Origin of the sequence: Comamonas faecalis, assembly GCF_039538025.1 — a bacterium.
In the GTDB taxonomy this organism is placed as follows: Bacteria; Pseudomonadota; Gammaproteobacteria; order Burkholderiales; family Burkholderiaceae_C; genus Comamonas_C; species Comamonas_C faecalis.
The window spans coordinates 96638-116315 of record NZ_BAABBP010000003.1 but is presented as its reverse complement, the minus strand read 5'-3'; the positions used below and the strand labels follow the sequence as shown (position 1 = coordinate 116315).

Genomic DNA, 19678 nt, shown 5'->3' with positions numbered 1-19678 from the left:
CCCCAACAATGGCGCGAGTACGGCGCGCGCGCCGTACCATCGCGCCATGCAACAAAGCGACGTTCTGATCATTGGCGCCGGCCCGGCCGGCCTGTCCCTGTCGATTGCGCTGGCCCAGGCCGGGCTGCGCAGCACGGTGCTGGAGATGCAGACCGAGGCCCAGCTGGCCGATCCTGCGCCCGACGGGCGCGAGATTGCGCTGACCCACCCCAGCGTGGCGCTGCTGCAGCGCCTGGGCCACTGGCAGCAGCTGCAGGCGCACGAGATCGGCCTGCTGCGCAGCGCCCAGGTGCACGACGGCCCGGTCGGCCAGCACGGATCGATGCTGCTGCACGCCGGCGGCACCGGGCTGGATCACCTGGGCTCTATCGTGCCCAACCAGGCGCTCAAGCGCACGGCGTATGCGGTGGCTTCCAAGCTCGACGAGGTGCGGATTCTGAGCGGCGTGCGCGTGACCTCGGTCAGCGTCTCGCCCGACCACGCCGAGCTGCACTACGTGCCCGCCGACCAGCCCGACGCCGCGCCCGTGCGCCTGCAGGCGCCGCTGCTGGTGGCCGCCGACAGCCGCTTTTCCGCCGTGCGCCGCCAGCTGGGCATTGGCGCGGCGATGACCGACTTTGGCCGCACCGTCATCGTCAGCCGCTTTCGCCACGAACTCCCGCACCACGAGACGGCGCACGAATGCTTTGGCTATGAGCGCACGCTGGCCATCCTGCCGCTGCCCGATGATGTGGAGGACGCCAGCCCGCTGTGTTCGGCCGTCGTCACCGCCGGCACGCACGAAGCGCAGGAGCTGCTGGCCCTCTCACCCGAAGACTACGCCGCTGTCGTGCAACAACAGTTCCAGGGGCGGCTGGGCGCGATGGAGCCCGTCGGCGAGCGCCACGCCTACCCGCTGGTCGCCGTCTACGCCCACCGCTTTGCCGGCACACGCTGCGCGCTGCTGGGCGACGCGGCCATTGGCATGCACCCGGTCACTGCGCACGGCTTCAACCTGGGGCTGGCGGGCGTCGAGCGCCTGTCGCAGGCCGTGGCCACGGCGCGCTCACGCGGCCACGACATCGGCGCGGCCAGCGTGCTGCAGCACTACGCCAGCGCCCAGCAGCGCCACGGCTGGCCGCTGTACCAGGGCACCAACGCCATCGTGCGCCTGTACACCGACACGCGCACCCCCGCGCGGCTGCTGCGGCGCGCGGTGCTGGCCGGTTCCAACCGCCTGCCGCCGCTGCAGGCGCTCATCGTCAGCCAGCTGACGGGCCGGCGTCCGGCCTGGCCGCGGGCCATGCACTGAGGAGTTTCGCGAACAGGCCTATACCGCGATACGGCACGACGGCGCAACGCGACACTGCCGTCCTGTACTGGATCAACACCCTGTTCGACTGCTACCATTGGTGCAAGCGCTCGCCTTCCGCCTCACTCTTGCCGAATAAAAGCATATTCAAACGCAGAGAAGATGCACAAAAGCGTGTTTGTTCACGAGTTCCACAAATGCAAAGCATGGAGTTCGAATCATGGACAAGAATCCCATCGCCAAGGGGTGGTGGCAAACCCTTCCAGGAGTTTTGACGGCCGTCGCTGCCGTCATCACGGCCATCGCGGGGTTGGTCGCGGCGCTGCACCAAACCGGTTTGTTTGACTCTTCGCAAGCCAAGCCGGTGATTGCGCGCAGCGACCCCAAGCCGCCCGAAACCAGCAAACAAGCCCCTGTCGCGGCAGGCGCACCCGGCGCTGCGGCAGGCCAGGAGGCCGCCCCTCACAATGCCGCGCTCCCCTCTGGGCAACAAGTCCGGATCGGGCAGGTGGTTTACAACATATGATCAATTGGCGTCGATCGTTATGCCCCTGGAAAGCGCTTGCTGGTCTTTCAAGTGCAAATGACGAACAACGACAGGTATGACGCCAATTTCTGGGATCGTTCGTTTCGCCTGCTGGTCGGCAACCAGCCCCAGGCACCCACCAACGAACTCAACCAGCTCGTCGCCAGCCATGCCGCGATGGACGGCACCGTCGAGTTCGTGGTTGCGGATGACGTGAGCGAGGTCGTCCTGCAAATTGGCGATCCTGACAACGACGCAGCCACCATTCCCATCCGCCTGAAATAGCGATAACGGCGATGCAGCCGCTCTACAGCGGGAAAAACTCTGTGTAGACCAGCCGCTCCTCGACCACGCGGCGCTGCAGCTTGCGCCCGCCGGCGGTCTCGGCCACGAAGCGGTCGGTGTAGTAGCGCTCGAACTCGCGAATCACCAGGCGCCGCGGCGCCTTGCCCTGGTCTGCGGGCAGTTGGAACGACGCACGCCAAACGGCCAGGTCGAACAAATCCTTGAACCGGTCGAGATCCGTAATGGCCCCCGGCTGGCGCTGCAGCTCGATGCTGGTATCAAAGCGCAAGGCCTCGCCCAGCCGGCTTTGGCGCGTGACCTGCGTGGGCGCCACCACTTGCGGCGCTTGCGCCGGCTGCGCGAAAAGGTCCGGCAGGCGCGGCAGCGGCAGCCTGGGCGGCACGATCACCACTCCCGGCACGCGCTCGGGCTGCTGGCCCGGGGGCAGGGCCTGGCCGTCGGCAAGCACGGCCACGTCGCTCCAGGCCAGGTCGGAGTCGAGCTTGGCGTCGCGCTCTTGCAGCACCAGCTCGACGCGGTTGCGCCCGCCTTCGATCTCGCTGCCGGGCTGGGGCTGCAGCGAGATGTTCAGGTGCGGCGAATCGTTGTACAGGCGCATCGGGCCCTGGGCCGGCACCGGGCCGTACAGCGCCATGTCCCAGGCGCCGGCAGCGCCCTGGCGCAGCACGGCGCGCCGGTGCGCCAGCAGCTGGGCAAACTCGGTGAGCACGGTGCGCGAGACGCTCAAACGATCGAGCGACTGCGGCTGCCAGCGCACCAGCGACAGGCGCACAAACGGCATATAGCTGTTGCCCACGTCGAGCTCGATGTCGGCAAACCACAGGCGGCGCTGCGCGTCCCACTGCACGCGGTGGCCAACGACGAGCACCTGGCGGCCCGGCAGTTCGAGCAGCTCGACGCTGGCGCTGGCCACCTGGGCGGTGAAATGGCGCGCCTGGCTGGCCTCCTTGGGCAGGGCCGAGTCAAACATCGGGTCCAGCCCCCACTGCGTGACGTAGGGCTGCAGCTCGGGCGCCAGCGCGCCAAAGCGCTGGCCTTCGGGCTGCAGCACCACGCCCAGCAGCTCGCCGTCGCCCGAGCTGAACCAGGGCCGGTCAAGGTAGACGCGCAGGCCGCCGCCCAGCCGCTCGCTGGTGCGCTGCGCCTGGCCGGGCGCCAGGTCGCGCTGCCAGCCCAGCGTGGGCACGGTGTAGATCACCACGGGTACGTCGGGCGCGGCGCTGCTGAGCAGGGCAACGCCCTGGGGCTGAGCGCCCTCCACGTCGAACAGCACGGGCGCTCCGGGGTCGGTGTCGGCGCCCAGCAGTGCTCGCCGCTGCAGTGCAAACGGCCCGGCGCGCGTGACCAGCTCCGTCTGCGCGTAGAGCGCGGGCGGCAGGTATTCGCGAAAGCGCGTGGTGGCGCGCAAGCGGTAGCGCACCAGGCGAAAGCGGGTGTCGCCCAGCTCGTGGCGATTGCCCAGCGCGCGATCGCCCTTGCCCCCTCCGGCGTTGCCCGCGGGCGGGCGCTGCGCCTGGGCCTGGGCTGCCAGATAAAAAGTGTTGTCGTGGTTTTCGGGCAGCGCAATTTCGGCCAGGACTGCGCGCACCTGGGTGCGCCGCTGCGGGCCGGGCTGGCTCGGGTCGTCTATCCACTCGTCCCATTCGGCCTCGACCTCTACCTTGCCGCTGCTCGGCCCGTGCAACTGCACAAAGGCGTCGAGGTCGGCAAAGCTGTCGCCCGCTTCGCGGTGCACTTGGATCTTGTCGATGCGCGGCGTGCAGATGGGCTGCTGCGTGGCGTGCACCAGCACCAACGGGCGATTGGGGGTGACCATCCAGTGCAGCCCCAGCAGCGCATGCAGGGCAATGACTTGCTGCAGGCCGCTGGACGCGGCCCAGTGCGGCAGGGCCAGCTGCTGCATGCGCTGGGGGTGGACAAAGCTGGCGTAGCGCAGCCGCGCGACATGGCCTTTGCGCACAAAGAGCGTGAGCACGCGCTGCGCGGCGTCCCACTGCGGCAAGTCCTGCGCGCCCAGGGGCTCTTCGAAGCAGGATTCCTCGGCAAGAGAGGCCGGATCGTCGCGCTCGGCCAGCACGATGCGCAGGCCGGTGCTGTCGGGCCAGGCCTTGGCGTAGCGCACCAGCAGCACCAACTGCTGGTTGGGCCCGAGCACGACGAGCGCATCGGGCCCCAGCTCCATGGGCTGGGTGATGCCGATGCGCTGCATGTCGGCATTGGTCGCGCCGTGGATGGCCACGCCGGCGGCCAGCGGGTCGGGCAGGTAGGGCGTGATGACCTGATCCTGGCGATGCACGACGTACTGCCCGCCCACCAGCCGCTCGCCCGTGGGGTGCTGGGCGTCGGGCAGCCTGGGCGGTACGTCCTTGGTCTGTGCTGCGGCGTCAACCGAAGCGGGCGTCACCAGCTCGACCTGGCTGCCCGGCAGCTTGTCGTACAGCGTGCCCGCCTCGCGCGCGGCGATGGCGTAGGCGGTCTTGACGCGGTCGGCGTCGCCGCTGCCTATGGCTTCGTCGAACAGGCCGTGCTGCTCGCACTGCAGCTGCGAGGCCTTGGGCGGCACCAGGTGGCGCTCGCAAGTGGCCAGGTATTCGAAATCCGCCGATACATCGAGCTGCACCGCCTCGGCAAAGTCGGGGGTTTGCAGGTAGTCGCGCGGCGAGACGCCGGCATTGCTGCGCAGCACCAGGCGTTCGAGCGACTCGCCCTCGCTCACGCGGCGGGCGTGCACCAGCGCCGGCGGGTCGACGGGTTCGAGGCGCAGATAGCTCACGGCCTCGGTCGCCTGTTCGTTCTTGCTCTTGCGCAGGCTGGCGTCGTCCGGCTGCAGGCTGTTGCCCGCCAGGTCGACGACGCGCGCGCGCAGGCGGTAGCTCCAGCCAAAGCGCAGCCGCGGCAGGCTGCCCGGCGCGGCGCGAAAACGCGCCACCAGGCCGTTGCCCTGGCTGGCGACGGCGTCCACGCTCTGCACCGCCTCGCCCTGCAGGCCGCTGCCCTCCTCCTGCACGGCGGCAATCGTGCGCCCGGGGCGCTCGGCCACCAGGCTCCAGCCCGTCCAGCGAAACAGCGCCTCATGCAGATAGTGGTCGTCGCCGCCGTCGCCGCTGGTGCTGGCGCCCTTCACATAGCCCTCGTCGGGCCCAAACGCCAGTGCCTGGCCGGTGCGCGCCAGCCGGTAGTCGCCCACGCGCGCGCACAGGCTGTGCCAGGCGCCGTCCTGGGGCTGCACGTCGACGCGGTAGCCGCGCAGCACGTCCTCGGCGTACAGCACGATGCGCTCGGACTCGGCGGCCGATGTCTCGATGGCTTTGTTTTTCAGCGCCGTGGCCGCCGCCGTCGTGGCCACCTGGGCCGCGCGCCCGTGGCGCGAAATGCCCAGGCCGCCCGAGCGCAGCGCGGCCAGGCCCTGGCGGTCGCCGGTGGTGTAGGTCACCTCGCCGTGGCTGCCCGGGGCAAAGCTGCGCGCCAGCAGGTTTTGCGCCGTCAGGCCGAAGTTGACGCTCTTGAGCCCCGCGCCGTCCACGTCGAGCTGGAACACGTCGAAGTCGCTGCGCAGCTTGCGGTTGGATTCCAGCGTGCGGTCGTGCGCCTCGGCCAGCGCCAGCAGGCCGTCGGCGTGGTCGCTGGTACGGCTGCGCGTGACGAAGCGCTCGGCCGTGGCCTGCCAGGCGGTCTGCGGATAGCGGTCGCTTTTGCTGTCGTGGCCAGGCCAGGAAATCAGCTGCACGCCCAGCTCGCCCGTGGCCTCTTTCTCCTGGCGCAGCGCGGCGGCAATCGGGTTGTCCGCCGGCAGGACGACGTCGATGACCAGCCCCAGCGCGCGCAGCAGGGCCGGTGTGTCGGCGTAGGACGCGATGATGCGGTGAAAGTCGTATTCGGGCTCCTCGGGCGCGGGAGCCACGCCTTCAAAACTGGGCCGGCGCAGAGCCTGCTCGGCCGGCGTGGCCGGGCGGCGGCGGTAAAAGCGGTTGGCCTGGTACAGGTCGTATTCGGCGGCGCTGCGAAACTGCGCCATCAGCGGTGCATCCGGCCTGTTCAGCACCGGGTCTTGCCAGTCGGTGGGCAGCACGCGGATGGTGAACTCGCCCCCGCTGGCATCCACCTTGCCATCAATGCCTACGCGGGGCGCGCGGTAGCGGCCCTCGGGGCCAAAGACCTGGCGGTTGATCTGCTGCTCGACGTTTTTCTCGCCCGCGGGGCCAAAGAAGCGGTCGAGGCCGGGCGCCATGGTGTAGAGCGGCTGGCGGCCCAGGTTGGTGCGTTCGACGCGCGTGCCCAGGTCGGTCAGCATGTCCTGCAGGCCCGGGTGGGCCTGGCTCCAGGGCAGCAGCGTGGGCAGCTCGGTGGGCGACTGCGTGGCCAGCCGGCCATAGTGCTGGCGCACAAAACCCTGCACATTGCGCACGGAGAACGAGCGCAGGTTGACGCGGCTCATGTCGGTGAAGACAAAGCCGGCCACCGGCGTGTCGGGGCCCAGCAGCGCGTCCCACAGCGCGGCGTCGGTCTGGCCCTGGCGCTCCACCGGAAAGACCTTGCCGCCGATGCACAGGCCCAGCGCCAGGCCGTCGAGCGTCTTGGGCCAGTTGTGAAAGTCGCTGTAGGCGGGCGCGCCCAGGTGGTGCTCGCTCTCTTTTTGCGGCCTCAAACGCGGCGCGACGACGATGGACAGGCGCGGCCGGCCCTGCGCGTCCCAGCCGTGGGGCAGCGCGGTCCAGACGATGGTTTGGATGGCCATGGCGGATCTCCCTCGAACGGGTTGGACTGGTTTTCAGGCAAAGGCGTCGCAGTAGTCGCGCCAGGCGTATTGCGTCTGCTGGCCGGCCTGGGTGTCGATCAGGGCCAGCTCGTCGGCCAGTGGCAGGCTGGGGTCAAGGCCCAGCAGGTCGCGCAGGCTGGGGTCGCCGTTGGAGCCGGCGAACTTGCGCTCGCAGCGCACGGTGACGCTGGTGGAGAACAAAAACACCTCGACCTCGATGGTCAGCTGCGCCATGCCGACGGCCTTGCCGCTTTCGAACTCGTAGCGCAGCTCCAGGTACAGCTCTAGCGAGGCGGTGATCAAGCCGAGCACGCTCACATAGCCGCCCAGGCGGAAGTAGCCGGTCAGCGAGGCGGCGTCCTGCTCCATGCGAAAGTAAATGCCGGCCATGACGTGCACGCCGCCCGATGCCACGCCGAAGTTCATCGACACCGAGGCGCCGAACTCGAACGCCGCCTCCAGAATCTGCACGCCCTTGGGGTCGACGGTGACGCCAAAAAACCCGCCGCCGCCAAACATGCACACGGTCAGGTTGAACGGCTGCTCGCGCGTGCAGAAATTGAAGCGCGCGGCCAGCGGCTGGCCGATGAAGGGCACGGTGACGGCCGCTGCCAGCGACAGGTTGGTGAGCGACAAAACGCCCACCGCCACATTGGGCAGGGCCAGCGAGAAACCCGCCTCGATGCCCTGGGCGCTGATGTCCAGGTAGGGCGGGTCGGAAAAGCCGTCGAGCGGGATGAGGTCGCGCAGCGTCTCGACGAAGGACAGCGGGCCAAGAAACTTGATGTCGGTCAGGCGCACGTCGACATTCATCTTGGCGCCGCTGTCGACGTTGAACTCGATCTTCTCGAAGTTCAGCTCCAGAAAGGCCGCGGCGCCGATCAGCACCAGGTCGAAGTGCTTGAGCCCGCACACCACCTCGATCTTGGGCGTGCCGCCGCTCTTTTTGACACGCGCCACCACCACCACCTTGAAGCCGTGCGGGTCGTTGGCGCGAAAGATTGGCGCGCCGGTGCTGGGCCAGTTGGTGATTTCGGGCGCCCAGTCAAAGCGCACGACCAGCTCCTCGCCGAGCAGATTTTGCAAAAACGTGAGCAGGTCGCCCGCGCCGCTCAGCACCTCGCTCACGTCGTCCAGCGCGCCCAGAATCATCTTGCGTGGCGCGCCTTCGAGCAGGTACAGCTTGGCCAGCGTGCTGCGCACGGTCTGGAGGGAGTCCTTCACCGCTTGGAGCTTCTCGGCCAGTTTTTCAGGTTTGGAGAGCGCCTCTTCGAGCGCAGCGCCGTCGCCGACGATGTCGGCCAGCGCCTGGTACAAGGCGGTTGCTTGTGGGATCAGTTGCTCCAGCGTCTTGAGGTCTTGCAGCAAGGCCTTGGCCTGGCCCGCCATGGCCAGCACCGACTGCGCCAGGCCCGAGGGCAGCGGCGCAGCGCGCACCACGTCGACTACATGGTCAATCCTGTCCACAACGGTATCCGCGTTGTCGGGCAGGCTGGCCAGTGCATTCCCTATGGCGTCGACGCTGGTACCGGCGGACACGCTGTCGAGCTGGTTCCACACCACACCGAGTGCATCCTGGAAGTCCGTCAGCGCCGATTGCAGCTGCGCCACGCTGCTGACCGGCAGCCCCTTGGCCTGCGCCAGCTGGTCATCGACCAGGCCTTGCACAACGCCCAGGGCGGCCTTGCCCAGGGCGCTGGAGTCGGCCCCCAGATCGCGCAGAAACTCGTAGGCGCGCACCAGCGCACCGACGAAGGCCTCGACCTTGGTCGACGCCTCGGAGACGAATTGCGGGATTTTCTGCGGCGCGCCGCCAACGCTGGCAATGCTCTTGAGCACCTCGCCCAGCGGAATGCAGCCAAACAGCAGTGGCAGCGGCAGGTTGCCGATGCCGCCCGGAAACAGGTCGGCGCCGGTGATGTTGCTGCCCGCGACGAATTTGCCGGGCGCCACCGACACCGGCCCGGCCATGCGCGAGAGCGCGCGCGGCGCCATATTGGGCATGACGAAGCCGCCCGAGCGGTCGCCCTGGGACGAGAAATCGAGCTGCGCGCCGCCTGCGTCCTGGTCGGCAACATCGACGTCGACAAACACCTCGCCGACGTTGTCCTCAAACCCTTTTTCCAGGTAATGCGCGTTCCACGTCAGCGCGTTGCTGGCGCTCGCACCGGTGAGCTGCGCCAGTGCCGGAATGCGCGCCTCGACCCGCGTGACCGAGGGGTAGAACAGCGGGCGCTGCAAGCCCTGCGAGTAGTCGCGCAGGCCGTTGCCCTTGGCCCGCACCTGCGCGCCAAAGCTGACGTATTGCGCCTCCACCGCCGTATCTCCCGCGCGGGTGCTGAGCGCCAGCGCCATGCGCTGGCCCTTGAAGGCGGCAGTGCGCCACTCGCTGCGCGCATTCCAGTCGGCCTGGGCCGTATCGGCATGACCCTGGGCGGCCGTGTAGTCGGGAGTCAGCTTCCCCGCCACAAGCTTGCGCGGGCTGGCGCGGCTGCTGTCCATGAAGATGAGCGGCAGCTCAAAACCCACGCGGCGTCCGTCGATGTCGGTGCCGACGCAGCGAAATGCAAACGGCTTACCGCCCACACAGGGCCAGAACATGCTCTGGCCCTGCGCGCCAATCCTGGCCGCGCCGTCGGTGGGCTTGTCCAGGTCGGGCGTGACCGTGGTCAGGATGCGCACCTGGTTGAACGGCATCTGGCGCGCAAAGCTGCGTCCTTGCGGGTCGACGAGCTGCGGGTCGACGTAGTCGCGCTGGCGCTCGCGGATGACGATGAACATGCGCTGGCGCACAAACGCCGGGTTGCCGGCCAGCCCGTTGTGGAACTTGCGCTCGCTCACCTTGATCAGCGCCACGCGGTGGCCGAAGGGAAACAGAAAACCCTTGTAGACCACGCGCACCCAATGGTCGCGCCCCATGGCGGCGCGGTGGCTCCACTCCTCGAGCGGCAGGCCGGGCGGATCCCATTCGCCCCGGCTGTCGAGCCAGCCGCCCAGCGCCGAGAGCATGAGCAAATGGGTGTCGATGGTCTGCGGCGCGTAGTTGGCCTCCGAGAAATTGGACGACGAATGGGCAATCTGCACCCGGTCGAAGTCGCTCAGCGTGGTGAGAAACGGCCCGCCCGAGGTGGTGCTGGGCGGCAGGTCGTCCGTCGTGGGGAACGTGCCCCGCATGGGCTTGGCCGGATCCGACCCTTCGCCCATCAGCGCCCAGACGGCGCGCAGCGTGCGCGCGGCATCGGGGCGGGGCGGCTCGATGGTCTGGCCATCCACTGCGGGGCCGACCAGGCGCGTATGCCACAGCTCGGTGCGCCGGGTGAGCGCCGACACCACGGGCGCGCCGGCGTGCTGCAGCCGCTCATCCCGATGGGGCGAGACGATGAGCCGCCACGGCAGCTCGATCGCCGTTTGCGTGGCCGCTGGCGCGGCCGGCCGCGGCTTGAGAACGGGCCGGGGAATCGGTAGATGCGGCAGCTGCTGGACGGGCGTGCCCAACTGCGCCGCGCTGGCGGCAAGCAGACCGCCACGCGCGGCCAGCACGCTGGCGGCGTTGGTGCCCGTTGCCAGCAGCCGGGTGCGCAGCGCACCCAGCGCCAGGCGCGCGGCGGTATTCGCCGTTTTCACGCCAAGCAGCTGATCGAGCGGCAGTTGCACGATGGGCGGCGCAAGCGCTGCAGGCTGGGGCGCCAGCGCATTGGCCGCCACCGACAGTGGCAGCTGCATGCAGGCTTCGAGCACCCCCTGCAAGGTATAAGGCGCACTGAAGCCGTCGGGCACCTCGAAGACCACGCGCGACTCGCCGGCAATGCGTGCGCGCAGCGGTATGGGCATTTGCGCGCCCGGATCTGTGCCGGTGGTGGGGGTGGGTTTGCCCAGGCTGTCGAGATACTTCTGTTCCTGGTCGTGGCTCTTGCTCTGTTTCTGGTCGTTTTGCTCATCCTCCGAAGGCTGTTTTTCGTAAAACACTTCCTCGGCAATGTTTTGCGGCGGAAAGTGCAGCACGATCTGGCTGCTGCCCTTGGCCTGCTTGACCACCGTCGGCGGCGACCCCGGCGAGATCTTGAGGTTGACCAGCTCCACGCGCAGGGCTAGCAGATCGTCAGCACGCGCGACGGGTGCACCCGCGCGCCCTGCACTGAACAGATTGCCCTGCGCCGAGGGCCGCACCAGAATGGGCGGAATGGGAATCGGCTTGATCGGCCCCACCGGCGGCACAGGCACGATCGGCGGGATCGGCCCAATGGGCGGGATCGGCGGGATCGACACGGCGGGAATATTGAGCTTGGGGACGGTAGGCGGCGTGGGCGGCACCGGGGTGGGCGGCTCGGGGTGAATGGGCGCCACGGGCTCTTCGGGGCGCGGGATCACCGGTGGAAGCGACGAGCCAAGGATTGGCGCCTTGACGGTGGGCGCCTTGACGACGGGAGCCTTCACCGCAGCCGCTGGCTTGGGTTGCGCTGGAGCCGCTGCGGGCGGCGCCGCTGGTGGCGCTGCGGCTGCGGGCGCCCGCAGCACCGGCGCTCTGGCCGGCGTGGCCGGAGCCGGCTTGGACACCACCTTGTCCTTGGCCGCTGCCGCCTTGGGCGCGGCAGGCAGCTTGCGTTTGCTCGATTTGTCTTCGGCCATGGCGCACTCCCGGATGGTTGGGCTGTTCGCGCCACTCTAGCCAGCAAGCCCCTGTACGTCCGGGTATTCAAAGTAACAGCGCGTTCATGCGGCCCACCGTTCAGGCCACATTTGTCACCGCAACACCGTCGTTCATGGGTTGCTGGCGCAGTCCGGACGGGTTGTTTGCCGTACGCAAAGTTGCAACTGTTGCAAGAGTGCGTGCCCAAGCCTCTACCATCGCGCCACCCAAACCAAGGAGAAAAAACATGGGCTTGTTGCAATGGAAGGAGCGCCCGGCACAGGCGCTGCAGGCGGGTGGCGTGATCGGTCCCGACGAGCGCCTGCCCTGGGGGCAGACCACGCTGATGGGCGTGCAGCACGTCATCGCGATGTTCGGCTCGACGGTGCTGGCGCCCATTCTGATGGGGTTCGACCCCAACCTGGCGGTGTTCATGAGCGGTATCGGCACGCTGATCTTCTTCCTGATCACCGGCGGCAAGGTACCCAGCTACCTGGGCTCGTCGTTCGCCTTCATCGGCGTGGTGGTGACGGCCACGGGCTATGCCGGCCAGGGGCTCAACGCCAACATCGGCCTTGCGCTGGGCGGCATCATTGCCTGCGGCGCGGTGTATGCGCTGGTGGGCGTGGTGGTGCACCTGATCGGCACCGGCTGGATCGAGCGCTTCATGCCGCCGGTGGTGACCGGCGCGGTGGTGGCGGTGATCGGGCTGAACCTGGCCGGCATTCCCGTCAAGAACATGGCGGCCAACAATTTCGAGGCCTGGATGCAGGCGCTCACCTTTGTCTGCGTGGCGCTGGTGGCGGTATTCACGCGCGGCATGGTGCAGCGCCTGCTGATTCTGGTCGGGTTGATCGCCGCCAGCGTGCTGTACGCGGTGTTCACCAATGGGCTGGGAATGGGCAAGCCGCTCGATCTGTCGGGCGTGGCCGCCGCGCCGTGGCTGGGCATGCCGCAGTTCCACGCGCCGGTGTTCAGCGCGCCGGCCATGTTGCTGATCGTGCCGGTGGTCATCATTCTGGTAGCCGAGAACCTGGGCCACATCAAGGCGGTGACCGCGATGACGGGCAAGAACCTCGACGTCTACATGGGCCGTGCCTTTCTGGGCGATGGCCTGGCCACCATGGTCAGCGGTGCGGCCGGCGGCACCGGCGTGACCACCTATGCCGAAAACATCGGCGTGATGGCGGCCACGCGCATCTACTCGACCGCGGTGTTCCTGGTGGCGGCGCTGATCGCCGTGCTGCTGGGCTTCTCGCCGAAGTTCGGCGCGCTGATCCAGGCCATCCCGCTGCCGGTGATGGGCGGTGTGTCCATCGTCGTCTTCGGACTGATCGCGATTGCCGGCGCGCGCATCTGGGTGGACAACCGCGTGGATTTCTCGCAGACGCACAACCTGATCGTCGCGGCCATCACGCTCATCCTGGGCACGGGCGAGTTCACGCTGAAGTTCGGCGACTTTGCGCTCGGCGGCATCGGCACCGCGACGTTCGGCGCCATCGTGTTGCACGCGCTACTGGCGCCACGCAGGGCCGGCCACCAGCGCTGAAACGAATACGGCGCATGCCTCGCAGGCTTCAAATCAGACGAGCGGGGACTTCACCGAATCAAGGGTAAACCCTTATAAGGTTTACCCTTGATTTTGCACGCACAGCGCTACGATCGTCCTCCGACCGAATTCACCGCGGCCGCCCTGGGCGGCCTTTTTACGTCGTGACTGGAGTGTGATTCCGATGGCCCTGGCTGACCGCGTTCGCTACGCAGACTTTCTTTCCCGCACCATGAGCGCCGAGCAGGCCGCCCGGTTCATCTCGCACGGCGACACCGTCGGCATGAGCGGCTTTACCGGCGTGGGCCACCCCAAGGCGCTGCCCCAGGCGATCGCCGCGCGCGCCAGCGCCGCCCATGGCGCGGGCGATCCGTTCAAGATCAACCTGTGGACCGGCGCGTCCACCGCGCCGGAGGTCGACGGCGCACTGGCCGCTGCCGGCGCGATCGCCCAGCGCCTGCCCTACAACTCCGACCCGTCGGCACGCCGCCAGATCAACGCCGGCGAGATCGACTACATCGACATGCACCTGTCGCACGTGGCCCAGCACGCCTGGTTCGGCTTTCTGGGCAAGATGGACGTGGCAGTGATCGAGGTGGCCGGCGTGACCGCCGACGGCCTCTTGATTCCGTCCAACGCCGTGGGCAACAACAAGACCTGGCTGCAGATCGCCGACCGCGTGATCCTGGAAGTCAACACCCGCCTGCCCCTGCGCATCGAGGGCATGCACGACATCTACAACGGCACGGCGCTGCCCCCGCGGCGCATGCCGATCTCGCTCACCCACGCCGACAACCGCATCGGCGAGCCCTATCTGCACGTCGACCCGGCCAAGGTGGTGGCCATCGTCGAGACCAGCGCGCTGGACCGCGACAACGTGTTCGCCCAGCCCGACGCGAACTCCAACCGCATTGCACAGTTCATCATCGACTTTCTCGCCCACGAGGTGAAGATGGGCCGCCTGCCCCAGCAGATGCTGCCCATCCAGTCGGGCGTGGGCAACGTGGCCAACGCAGTGCTCGCCGGCCTGCTGCACAGCCCGTTCGAGAAGCTGCTGGGCTTTACCGAGGTGCTGCAGGACGGCATGCTCGACCTGCTGCGCGCGGGCAAGATGGCACGCGCCTCGGCCACCGCCATCTCGCTGTCGCGCGCCGCCTACGAGGACTTCGAGAACAACATCGACTTCTACCGCGACCGCGTCATCCTGCGTCCGCAGGAGATCAGCAACCACCCCGAGCTGGTGCGCCGCCTGGGCGTGATCGCGATGAACTCGATGATCGAAGCCGACATCTACGGCAACGTCAACTCCACCCACCTGATGGGTTCGAGCATGATGAACGGCATCGGTGGCTCGGGTGACTTTGCGCGCAACGGCTACCTGTCGTTCTTCGTCACCCCCTCGGTCGCCAAGGATGGCGCGATCAGCTGCATCGTGCCCATGGTCTCGCACGTCGACCACACAGAGCACGACACGCAGATCATCGTCACCGAACAGGGCCTGGCCGACCTGCGCGGCCTGGCGCCGCGCAAGCGCGCGCGGGCCATCATCGAGCACTGCGCCCACCCGGACTTCCGCCCGATGCTGCTGGACTACTTCGAGCGCGCCAGCCGCCAGGGCGCGCAGCACACGCCGCACCTGCTGGGCGAGGCACTGAGCTGGCACCAGCGCTACCTGGACACAGGCAGCATGCACGCCTGACGCACCCCGCGCATCGCACCGGGTGCGCGCAGGCCGCAGGGTCTTGTAACGGCTGGGACAGCCACGGCGTGGACGCCGCCAATAATGAACGGGTTTGGAACCGCGCCCGTGCGTGCAGTGCGCGGGCTCTTTCATGAGAGATCCCATGCCCATCTGGACCCAACCCATCACCCTAGCCCAGCTCAACGCGATGAGCGCCAACACGGCCGTATCGCACCTGGGCATCGAATTCACCGAAATCGGTGACGACTTCCTGCGCGCGCGCGTACCGGTCGACCAGCGCACGCGCCAGCCCTACGGCCTGCTGCACGGCGGCGTCAGCGTGGTGCTGGCCGAAACCATGGGCTCGGTCGGCGCCGCCTGCAGCAGCCCCGAGGGCCACCGCGCCGTGGGCCTGGACATCAACGCCAACCACCTGCGCTCGGCCACCAGCGGCTGGGTGACCGGCACGGCGCGCCCGGTGCACATCGGCCGCACCACCCAGGTCTGGCAGATCGACATGGTCAACGAGGCCGGCGAGCTGACCTGCGTCTCGCGCATCACCATGGCCATCCTGGCGCCGCGCTGAGCGGCGCGCGACGAGCCCTATTGATTCGACCCTTTGAAGTAGCAATTTTTCGTCATTGCGGCGAAGGCCGCAATCCATGACTTCCTCTCAAAGGCACTGGATCCCGGCCTTCGCCGGGATGACGAGTTCAAACATCACAAGGCCGGAGCAATAGTCAGGGAGCGTCGATCAGCACGACGCGAAAGTCGTTCACGTTGGTGCGCGTGGGGCCGGTGACGACTGCGTCGCCCAGCGCCTCGAAGAAGCCGTGGCCGTCGTTGTCGTCCAGGCTGCGCAGCGGCCGAATTCCCAGCGCAAAGGCGCGCGCCAGCGTGTCCGGGCCGACGTGGGCACCGGCGATTTCCTCGGCGCCGTCCACGCCGTCGGTGTCGCCCATCAGCGCATGGATGCGCGCGTGGCCCTGCGTGGCGATCGCAAACGACAGCAGGCATTCCACGTTGCGCCCGCCGCGGCCCTTGCCGCGCAGCGTCACCGTGGTCTCGCCGCCCGACAAAATCGCGCAGGGCGGCGTGAAGGGCTGGCCGCGCCCGGCCACCTGCACGCTCAGCGCCGCCAGCACCTTGCCCACGTCGCGCGCCTCGCCCTCGATGGCGTCGCTGAGGATGCAGGGCGTGTAGCCATGCGCCTGCGCCACGCGGGCGGCTGCCTCCAGCGCCTGCTGCGGCGCGGCGACGATGTGCGCGCTGCAGTTGGCCAGCCGCGCGTCGCCCGGCTTGACCGACTCGCCGGCGCCGCTTTCCAGCACCGCGCGCACATGGGCGGGCAGTTGCAGTCCGTAGCGCTGCACGATGGCCAGCGCGTCGGCGCAGGTGGTCTCGTCGCCCACGGTGGGGCCGGAGGCGATGTCGCGCGGCGCGTCGCCCGGCACGTCCGACAGCAGCAGCGTGATGACGCGCGCCGGGTGGCAGGCGGCGGCCAGGCGCCCGCCCTTGATGGCCGACAGATGCCGGCGCACCGTGTTCATCTCGCCGATGCTGGCGCCGCTGGCCAGCAGCGCGCGGTTGATCTGCTGCTTGTCCTGCAGGCTGATGCCGGCCAGCGGCAGTGGCAGCAGCGCCGAGCCGCCGCCAGAGATCAGGCACAGCACGACGTCGTCGGCCGTCAACGTGGCGGCCAGCGCCATCAGGCGCCGGGCGGCTTGCTCGCCGGCGGCGTCGGGCACGGGGTGGGCTGCCTGCACGATCTCGATGTGCTCGCACGGCGCCTGGTAGCCGTAGCGCGTGACGACCAGGCCGGTGAGCGGGCCGCGCCAATGCTGCTCCACGGCCTGCGCCATCGCGGCCGAGGCCTTGCCGGCGCCGATGACGACCAGGCGCCCCTTGACCTCGTCCGGGTGCGGCAGGTGCGGCGGCACGCACAGCGCGGGCTGGGCCGAGGCGACGGCGGCGTCAAACATGGAGCGCATCAGAGCGGGTGCTTGCATGGTTCGGGCTTTCTGTCCGGTCTGGAAATGCGACGGCTTCTCCAACACCCGCGCCATGGCCCGGGTCAATCGCCGGCCTGGTCGCGCGCCAGCTTGTCGCTTTGCCAATAGACCTCGGCGTCGGCCTGGCCCAGGTTGAACACGCGCGCCAGCACGAACATCAGGTCCGACAGGCGGTTCAAGTACTGGCGCGGCGCGGCGCGCATCTCCTCGGCCTGCTGCAGCGCGACCACCGAGCGCTCGGCACGGCGCGCCACGGTGCGGCACACATGGGCCTGGGCCGCGGCCCGCGTGCCATTGGGCAGGATGAACTCCTGCAGCCGCGGCAGGCGCGCGTTGTGCGTCTTGAGTGCGTCGTCCAGCTGCGCCAGTGCCTCGTCCTTGAGCAGCTCGTAGCCGGGGATCGAGATCTCGCCACCCAGGTTGAACAGCTGCTGCTGGATGTCGGTGAGCAGCTGGCGCAGCGCGTCCTCCATCGGCTCGCACAGCAGCAGGCCGATGTGGCTGTTGAGCTCGTCGATGTCGCCCATCGCGTGCGGGCGCGGGCTGTTCTTGGAGACGCGCGTGTTGTTGCCAAGCCCTGTCGTGCCATCGTCGCCGGTGCGCGTGGCGATCTGCGTCAGTCGTTTGCCCATGGTGTGTCCTCTGGTGTTCTCTCGGGTGTCTCTCAGACGCCGGCTGGCGGCGCCCATGCAGTGGCCATTGTCCGCCAGCGCAGCAGCGCATGCTTTCTACAATGGACATTCCGCCGATTGGAGATAGACACGATGAACGCCGCCCTCCCCCGCCCCATGCCCCAGGCGCTGCTGGACGCGCTCGCCAGCCGCTTTGGCACGCAGTGCTCGACGGCCATGGCGGTGCGCGAGCACCACGGCCGCGTCGAGGGCTCGATCCAGGCGCCGCCGCCAGCGGCCGTGGTGTTTGCCGAAAGCACGCTGGACGTGCAGGACGCTGTGCGGCTGTGCAACCAGCACGCGGTGCCGGTCATCGCCTACGCCGCGGGCTCGTCGCTGGAAGGCCATTTGCTGGCGGTGCAAGGCGGCATCTGCATCGACGTCAACCGCATGAACCGCGTGCTGTCGGTCAACGCCGAGGATCTGACGGTGACCGTGCAGCCGGGCATCACGCGCAAGCAGCTCAACGACGCGGTCAAGGACCAGGGCCTGTTCTTCCCCATCGACCCGGGCGCGGACGCCAGCATTGGCGGCATGGCCGCCACGCGCGCCAGCGGCACGAATGCGGTGCGCTACGGCACGATGCGCGAGAACGTGCTGGCGCTGGAGGTGGTGACCGCCAGTGGCGAGGCGATCCGCACCGGCACGCGCGCGCGCAAGAGCAGCGCCGGCTACGACCTGACACGCCTGATGGTGGGCAGCGAGGGCACGCTGGGCATCTTTACCGAGGTGACCGTGCGCCTGTACCCGCTGCCCGAAGCGGTGAGCGCGGCGATCTGCTCCTTCCCCAGCATCGAGGCGGCGGTGCGCAGCGTGATCCAGACCATCCAGCTGGGCGTGCCGATTGCGCGCGTCGAGCTGATCGACGTCAACAGCGTGCGCATGGTCAACGCCCACAGCAAGCTGGGCCTGCGCGAGGAGCCGATGCTGCTGATGGAGTTCCACGGCTCGCCCGCGGGCGTGAAAGAGCAGGCCGAGACGGTGCAGGAAATTGCCCGCGAATGGGGCGGCAACGACTTTGAATGGGCGACCACGCCCGAGGAGCGCACCCGCCTGTGGACGGCGCGGCACAACGCCTACTTTGCCGCGGTGCAAAGCCGCCCGGGGTGCGTCGCGATCGCCACCGACACCTGCGTGCCCATCTCGCGCCTGGCCGACGCGCTGCTCGACAGCATTGCCGAGGCCGACGCCAGCGGCATTCCCTACTTCCTCGTAGGCCACGTGGGCGACGGCAACTTCCATTTCGGCTACCTGATCGATCCGGACAGCGCCGACGAGCGCGCGCGCGCCGAAGCCCTCAACCACCAGCTCGTCGCCCGTGCGCTGGCGCTGGGCGGCACCTGCACCGGCGAGCACGGCGTGGGCGTGCACAAAATGGGCTTTCTGGTCGACGAGGCGGGCGCAGGCGCGGTGCAGATGATGCGGGCAATCAAGCAGGCGCTCGACCCCAACGACATCCTGAATCCGGGCAAGATCTTCGCGCTGTAGCTCTTCGCGCTGTAGCCCGCAGCCACTCCACAGGACGGCAACGCATGAACCACCCGGCAGATCCACAATCGCTTGACCACCGCTGGCTCCACCAAACGGTGCGCCAGCGCTTTGGCAGCGACGCGGCGCTGGAGGATTTCCTGCCGACGCCGCTATCGGCCGATGCCTTGCGCAGCAAGGGCGACGACCGCTATCTGTCGGCGATGAGCCAGCGCGTATTCCAGGCCGGCATGCAGCACAGCGTGGTGGACGCGCGCTGGCCGGCATTCGAGGAGGCGTTTGCCGGCTTCGACCCCGAGGCCATGTCGCGCATGACCGCGCAAGAGGTCGAGGCGCACCTGCGCAACCGGCGCATCATCCGCGACCGCACCAAGCTGCTGACGATTGCGCGCAACGCCCGTTTCATCCTGGACGTCCGCCAGGAGCAGGGCCGCGGCTTCGGCGAATGGCTGGCCGACTGGCCGGTCACCGACATCGTCGGCCTGTGGCGCGTGCTGGCGCAGCGCGGCGCCCGGCTGGGCGGACGCTCGGGCGCCGGCTTTCTGCGCCTGGCCGGCAAGGACACTTTTTTGCTCACCAGCGACGTGGTGGCCCGCCTGCAGGCGGGCGGTGTGATTGCGCGAACGCCGACCACCCAGCGCGAGCTGCAGGCCGTGCAGGCCGCGTTCAACGCGCTGCACGCGGCATCGGGCCGGCCGCTGTGCCAGCTCTCGGCGCTGATGGCGCTGAGCATCAACCCGGAGTTCTGAACTGCCCCTGGGGGCAACGCAG

12 protein-coding genes are annotated in these 19678 nt (G+C 68.6%); 8 read left to right on the top strand and 4 right to left on the bottom strand.

Translation table 11 applies throughout. The features are described 5' to 3' along the window. Positions 1 to 46 precede the first annotated feature (46 nt). From ubiM to ABD767_RS02780, 3 genes are all read left to right on the top strand, one after another. Positions 47 to 1291 (top strand): 5-demethoxyubiquinol-8 5-hydroxylase UbiM, encoded by a 1245-nt coding sequence (gene ubiM, locus ABD767_RS02790; protein ID WP_103044221.1) that lies wholly within the window; start codon positions 47 to 49, stop codon positions 1289 to 1291. 220 nt (positions 1292 to 1511) lie between these two features. Then, on the top strand, positions 1512 to 1817 hold the full coding sequence (locus ABD767_RS02785; protein WP_103044222.1) for a hypothetical protein: 306 nt from the start codon (positions 1512 to 1514) through the stop codon (positions 1815 to 1817). Positions 1818 to 1874: 57 nt separating this feature from the next. Continuing rightward, complete coding sequence (locus tag ABD767_RS02780) at positions 1875 to 2102, top strand: hypothetical protein (protein ID WP_146031443.1); 228 nt, start codon at positions 1875 to 1877, stop codon at positions 2100 to 2102. Between the two features lie 22 nt (positions 2103 to 2124). Here the strand turns inward: ABD767_RS02780 and ABD767_RS02775 are convergent, their stop codons facing one another. Then, on the bottom strand, positions 2125 to 6858 hold the full coding sequence (locus tag ABD767_RS02775; RefSeq protein ID WP_103044224.1) for a hypothetical protein: 4734 nt from the start codon (positions 6856 to 6858) through the stop codon (positions 2125 to 2127). 33 nt (positions 6859 to 6891) lie between these two features. Further along, the gene (locus tag ABD767_RS02770) at positions 6892 to 11505 is read right to left on the bottom strand and encodes a hypothetical protein (RefSeq protein ID WP_344868092.1); all 4614 of its coding nucleotides are present in this window, start codon (positions 11503 to 11505) and stop codon (positions 6892 to 6894) included. 248 nt (positions 11506 to 11753) lie between these two features. Here ABD767_RS02770 and ABD767_RS02765 point away from each other — a divergent pair, with 248 nt between their 5' ends. The 3 genes from ABD767_RS02765 to ABD767_RS02755 all read left to right on the top strand — a co-directional run bounded on the left by ABD767_RS02765 (position 11754) and on the right by ABD767_RS02755 (position 15322). Then, positions 11754 to 13055 carry a solute carrier family 23 protein gene (locus ABD767_RS02765; protein ID WP_103044226.1) on the top strand — a complete coding sequence of 434 codons (1302 nt, stop codon included), beginning with the start codon at positions 11754 to 11756 and terminating at the stop codon, positions 13053 to 13055. Positions 13056 to 13239: 184 nt separating this feature from the next. After that, the gene (gene scpC / locus ABD767_RS02760) at positions 13240 to 14754 is read left to right on the top strand and encodes a succinyl-CoA:acetate CoA-transferase ScpC (RefSeq protein ID WP_103044227.1); all 1515 of its coding nucleotides are present in this window, start codon (positions 13240 to 13242) and stop codon (positions 14752 to 14754) included. A 145-nt stretch (positions 14755 to 14899) separates the two neighbouring features. Next, positions 14900 to 15322: a hotdog fold thioesterase gene (locus tag ABD767_RS02755; RefSeq protein WP_103044228.1), complete on the top strand. Its 423-nt coding sequence runs from the start codon at positions 14900 to 14902 to the stop codon at positions 15320 to 15322. 154 nt (positions 15323 to 15476) lie between these two features. Here ABD767_RS02755 and ABD767_RS02750 read toward each other — a convergent pair whose 3' ends face one another. Together ABD767_RS02750 and ABD767_RS02745 are read right to left on the bottom strand one after the other, a co-directional pair. Beyond that, positions 15477 to 16745, bottom strand: coding sequence for a DUF4147 domain-containing protein (locus ABD767_RS02750; protein WP_103044006.1), 1269 nt, complete (start codon positions 16743 to 16745; stop codon positions 15477 to 15479). A gap of 65 nt (positions 16746 to 16810) precedes the next feature. Then, positions 16811 to 17380, bottom strand: coding sequence for a cob(I)yrinic acid a,c-diamide adenosyltransferase (locus ABD767_RS02745; RefSeq protein ID WP_103044007.1), 570 nt, complete (start codon positions 17378 to 17380; stop codon positions 16811 to 16813). A 132-nt stretch (positions 17381 to 17512) separates the two neighbouring features. Here ABD767_RS02745 and ABD767_RS02740 point away from each other — a divergent pair, with 132 nt between their 5' ends. Further along, the gene (locus tag ABD767_RS02740; RefSeq protein WP_103044008.1) at positions 17513 to 18907 is read left to right on the top strand and encodes an FAD-linked oxidase C-terminal domain-containing protein; all 1395 of its coding nucleotides are present in this window, start codon (positions 17513 to 17515) and stop codon (positions 18905 to 18907) included. A gap of 44 nt (positions 18908 to 18951) precedes the next feature. After that, a complete protein-coding gene (locus ABD767_RS02735; RefSeq protein WP_103044009.1) occupies positions 18952 to 19656 on the top strand; it encodes a DNA-3-methyladenine glycosylase I in 705 nt (234 codons plus the stop codon). Positions 19657 to 19678: the final 22 nt, after the last annotated feature.

Bases quoted from the DNA above. Each gene is read 5' to 3' on its own strand.
- ubiM (WP_103044221.1), top strand. From the start codon at position 47: ATGCAACAAAGCGACGTTCTGATCATTGGCGCCGGCCCGGCCGGCCTG.
- scpC (WP_103044227.1), top strand. From the start codon at position 13,240: ATGGCCCTGGCTGACCGCGTTCGCTACGCAGACTTTCTTTCCCGCACC.
- ABD767_RS02785 (WP_103044222.1), top strand. From the start codon at position 1,512: ATGGACAAGAATCCCATCGCCAAGGGGTGGTGGCAAACCCTTCCAGGA.
- ABD767_RS02755 (WP_103044228.1), top strand. From the start codon at position 14,900: ATGCCCATCTGGACCCAACCCATCACCCTAGCCCAGCTCAACGCGATG.
- ABD767_RS02745 (WP_103044007.1), bottom strand. From the start codon at position 17,380: ATGGGCAAACGACTGACGCAGATCGCCACGCGCACCGGCGACGATGGC.
- ABD767_RS02780 (WP_146031443.1), top strand. From the start codon at position 1,875: ATGACGAACAACGACAGGTATGACGCCAATTTCTGGGATCGTTCGTTT.
- ABD767_RS02770 (WP_344868092.1), bottom strand. From the start codon at position 11,505: ATGGCCGAAGACAAATCGAGCAAACGCAAGCTGCCTGCCGCGCCCAAG.
- ABD767_RS02775 (WP_103044224.1), bottom strand. From the start codon at position 6,858: ATGGCCATCCAAACCATCGTCTGGACCGCGCTGCCCCACGGCTGGGAC.
- ABD767_RS02740 (WP_103044008.1), top strand. From the start codon at position 17,513: ATGAACGCCGCCCTCCCCCGCCCCATGCCCCAGGCGCTGCTGGACGCG.
- ABD767_RS02765 (WP_103044226.1), top strand. From the start codon at position 11,754: ATGGGCTTGTTGCAATGGAAGGAGCGCCCGGCACAGGCGCTGCAGGCG.
- ABD767_RS02750 (WP_103044006.1), bottom strand. From the start codon at position 16,745: ATGCAAGCACCCGCTCTGATGCGCTCCATGTTTGACGCCGCCGTCGCC.
- ABD767_RS02735 (WP_103044009.1), top strand. From the start codon at position 18,952: ATGAACCACCCGGCAGATCCACAATCGCTTGACCACCGCTGGCTCCAC.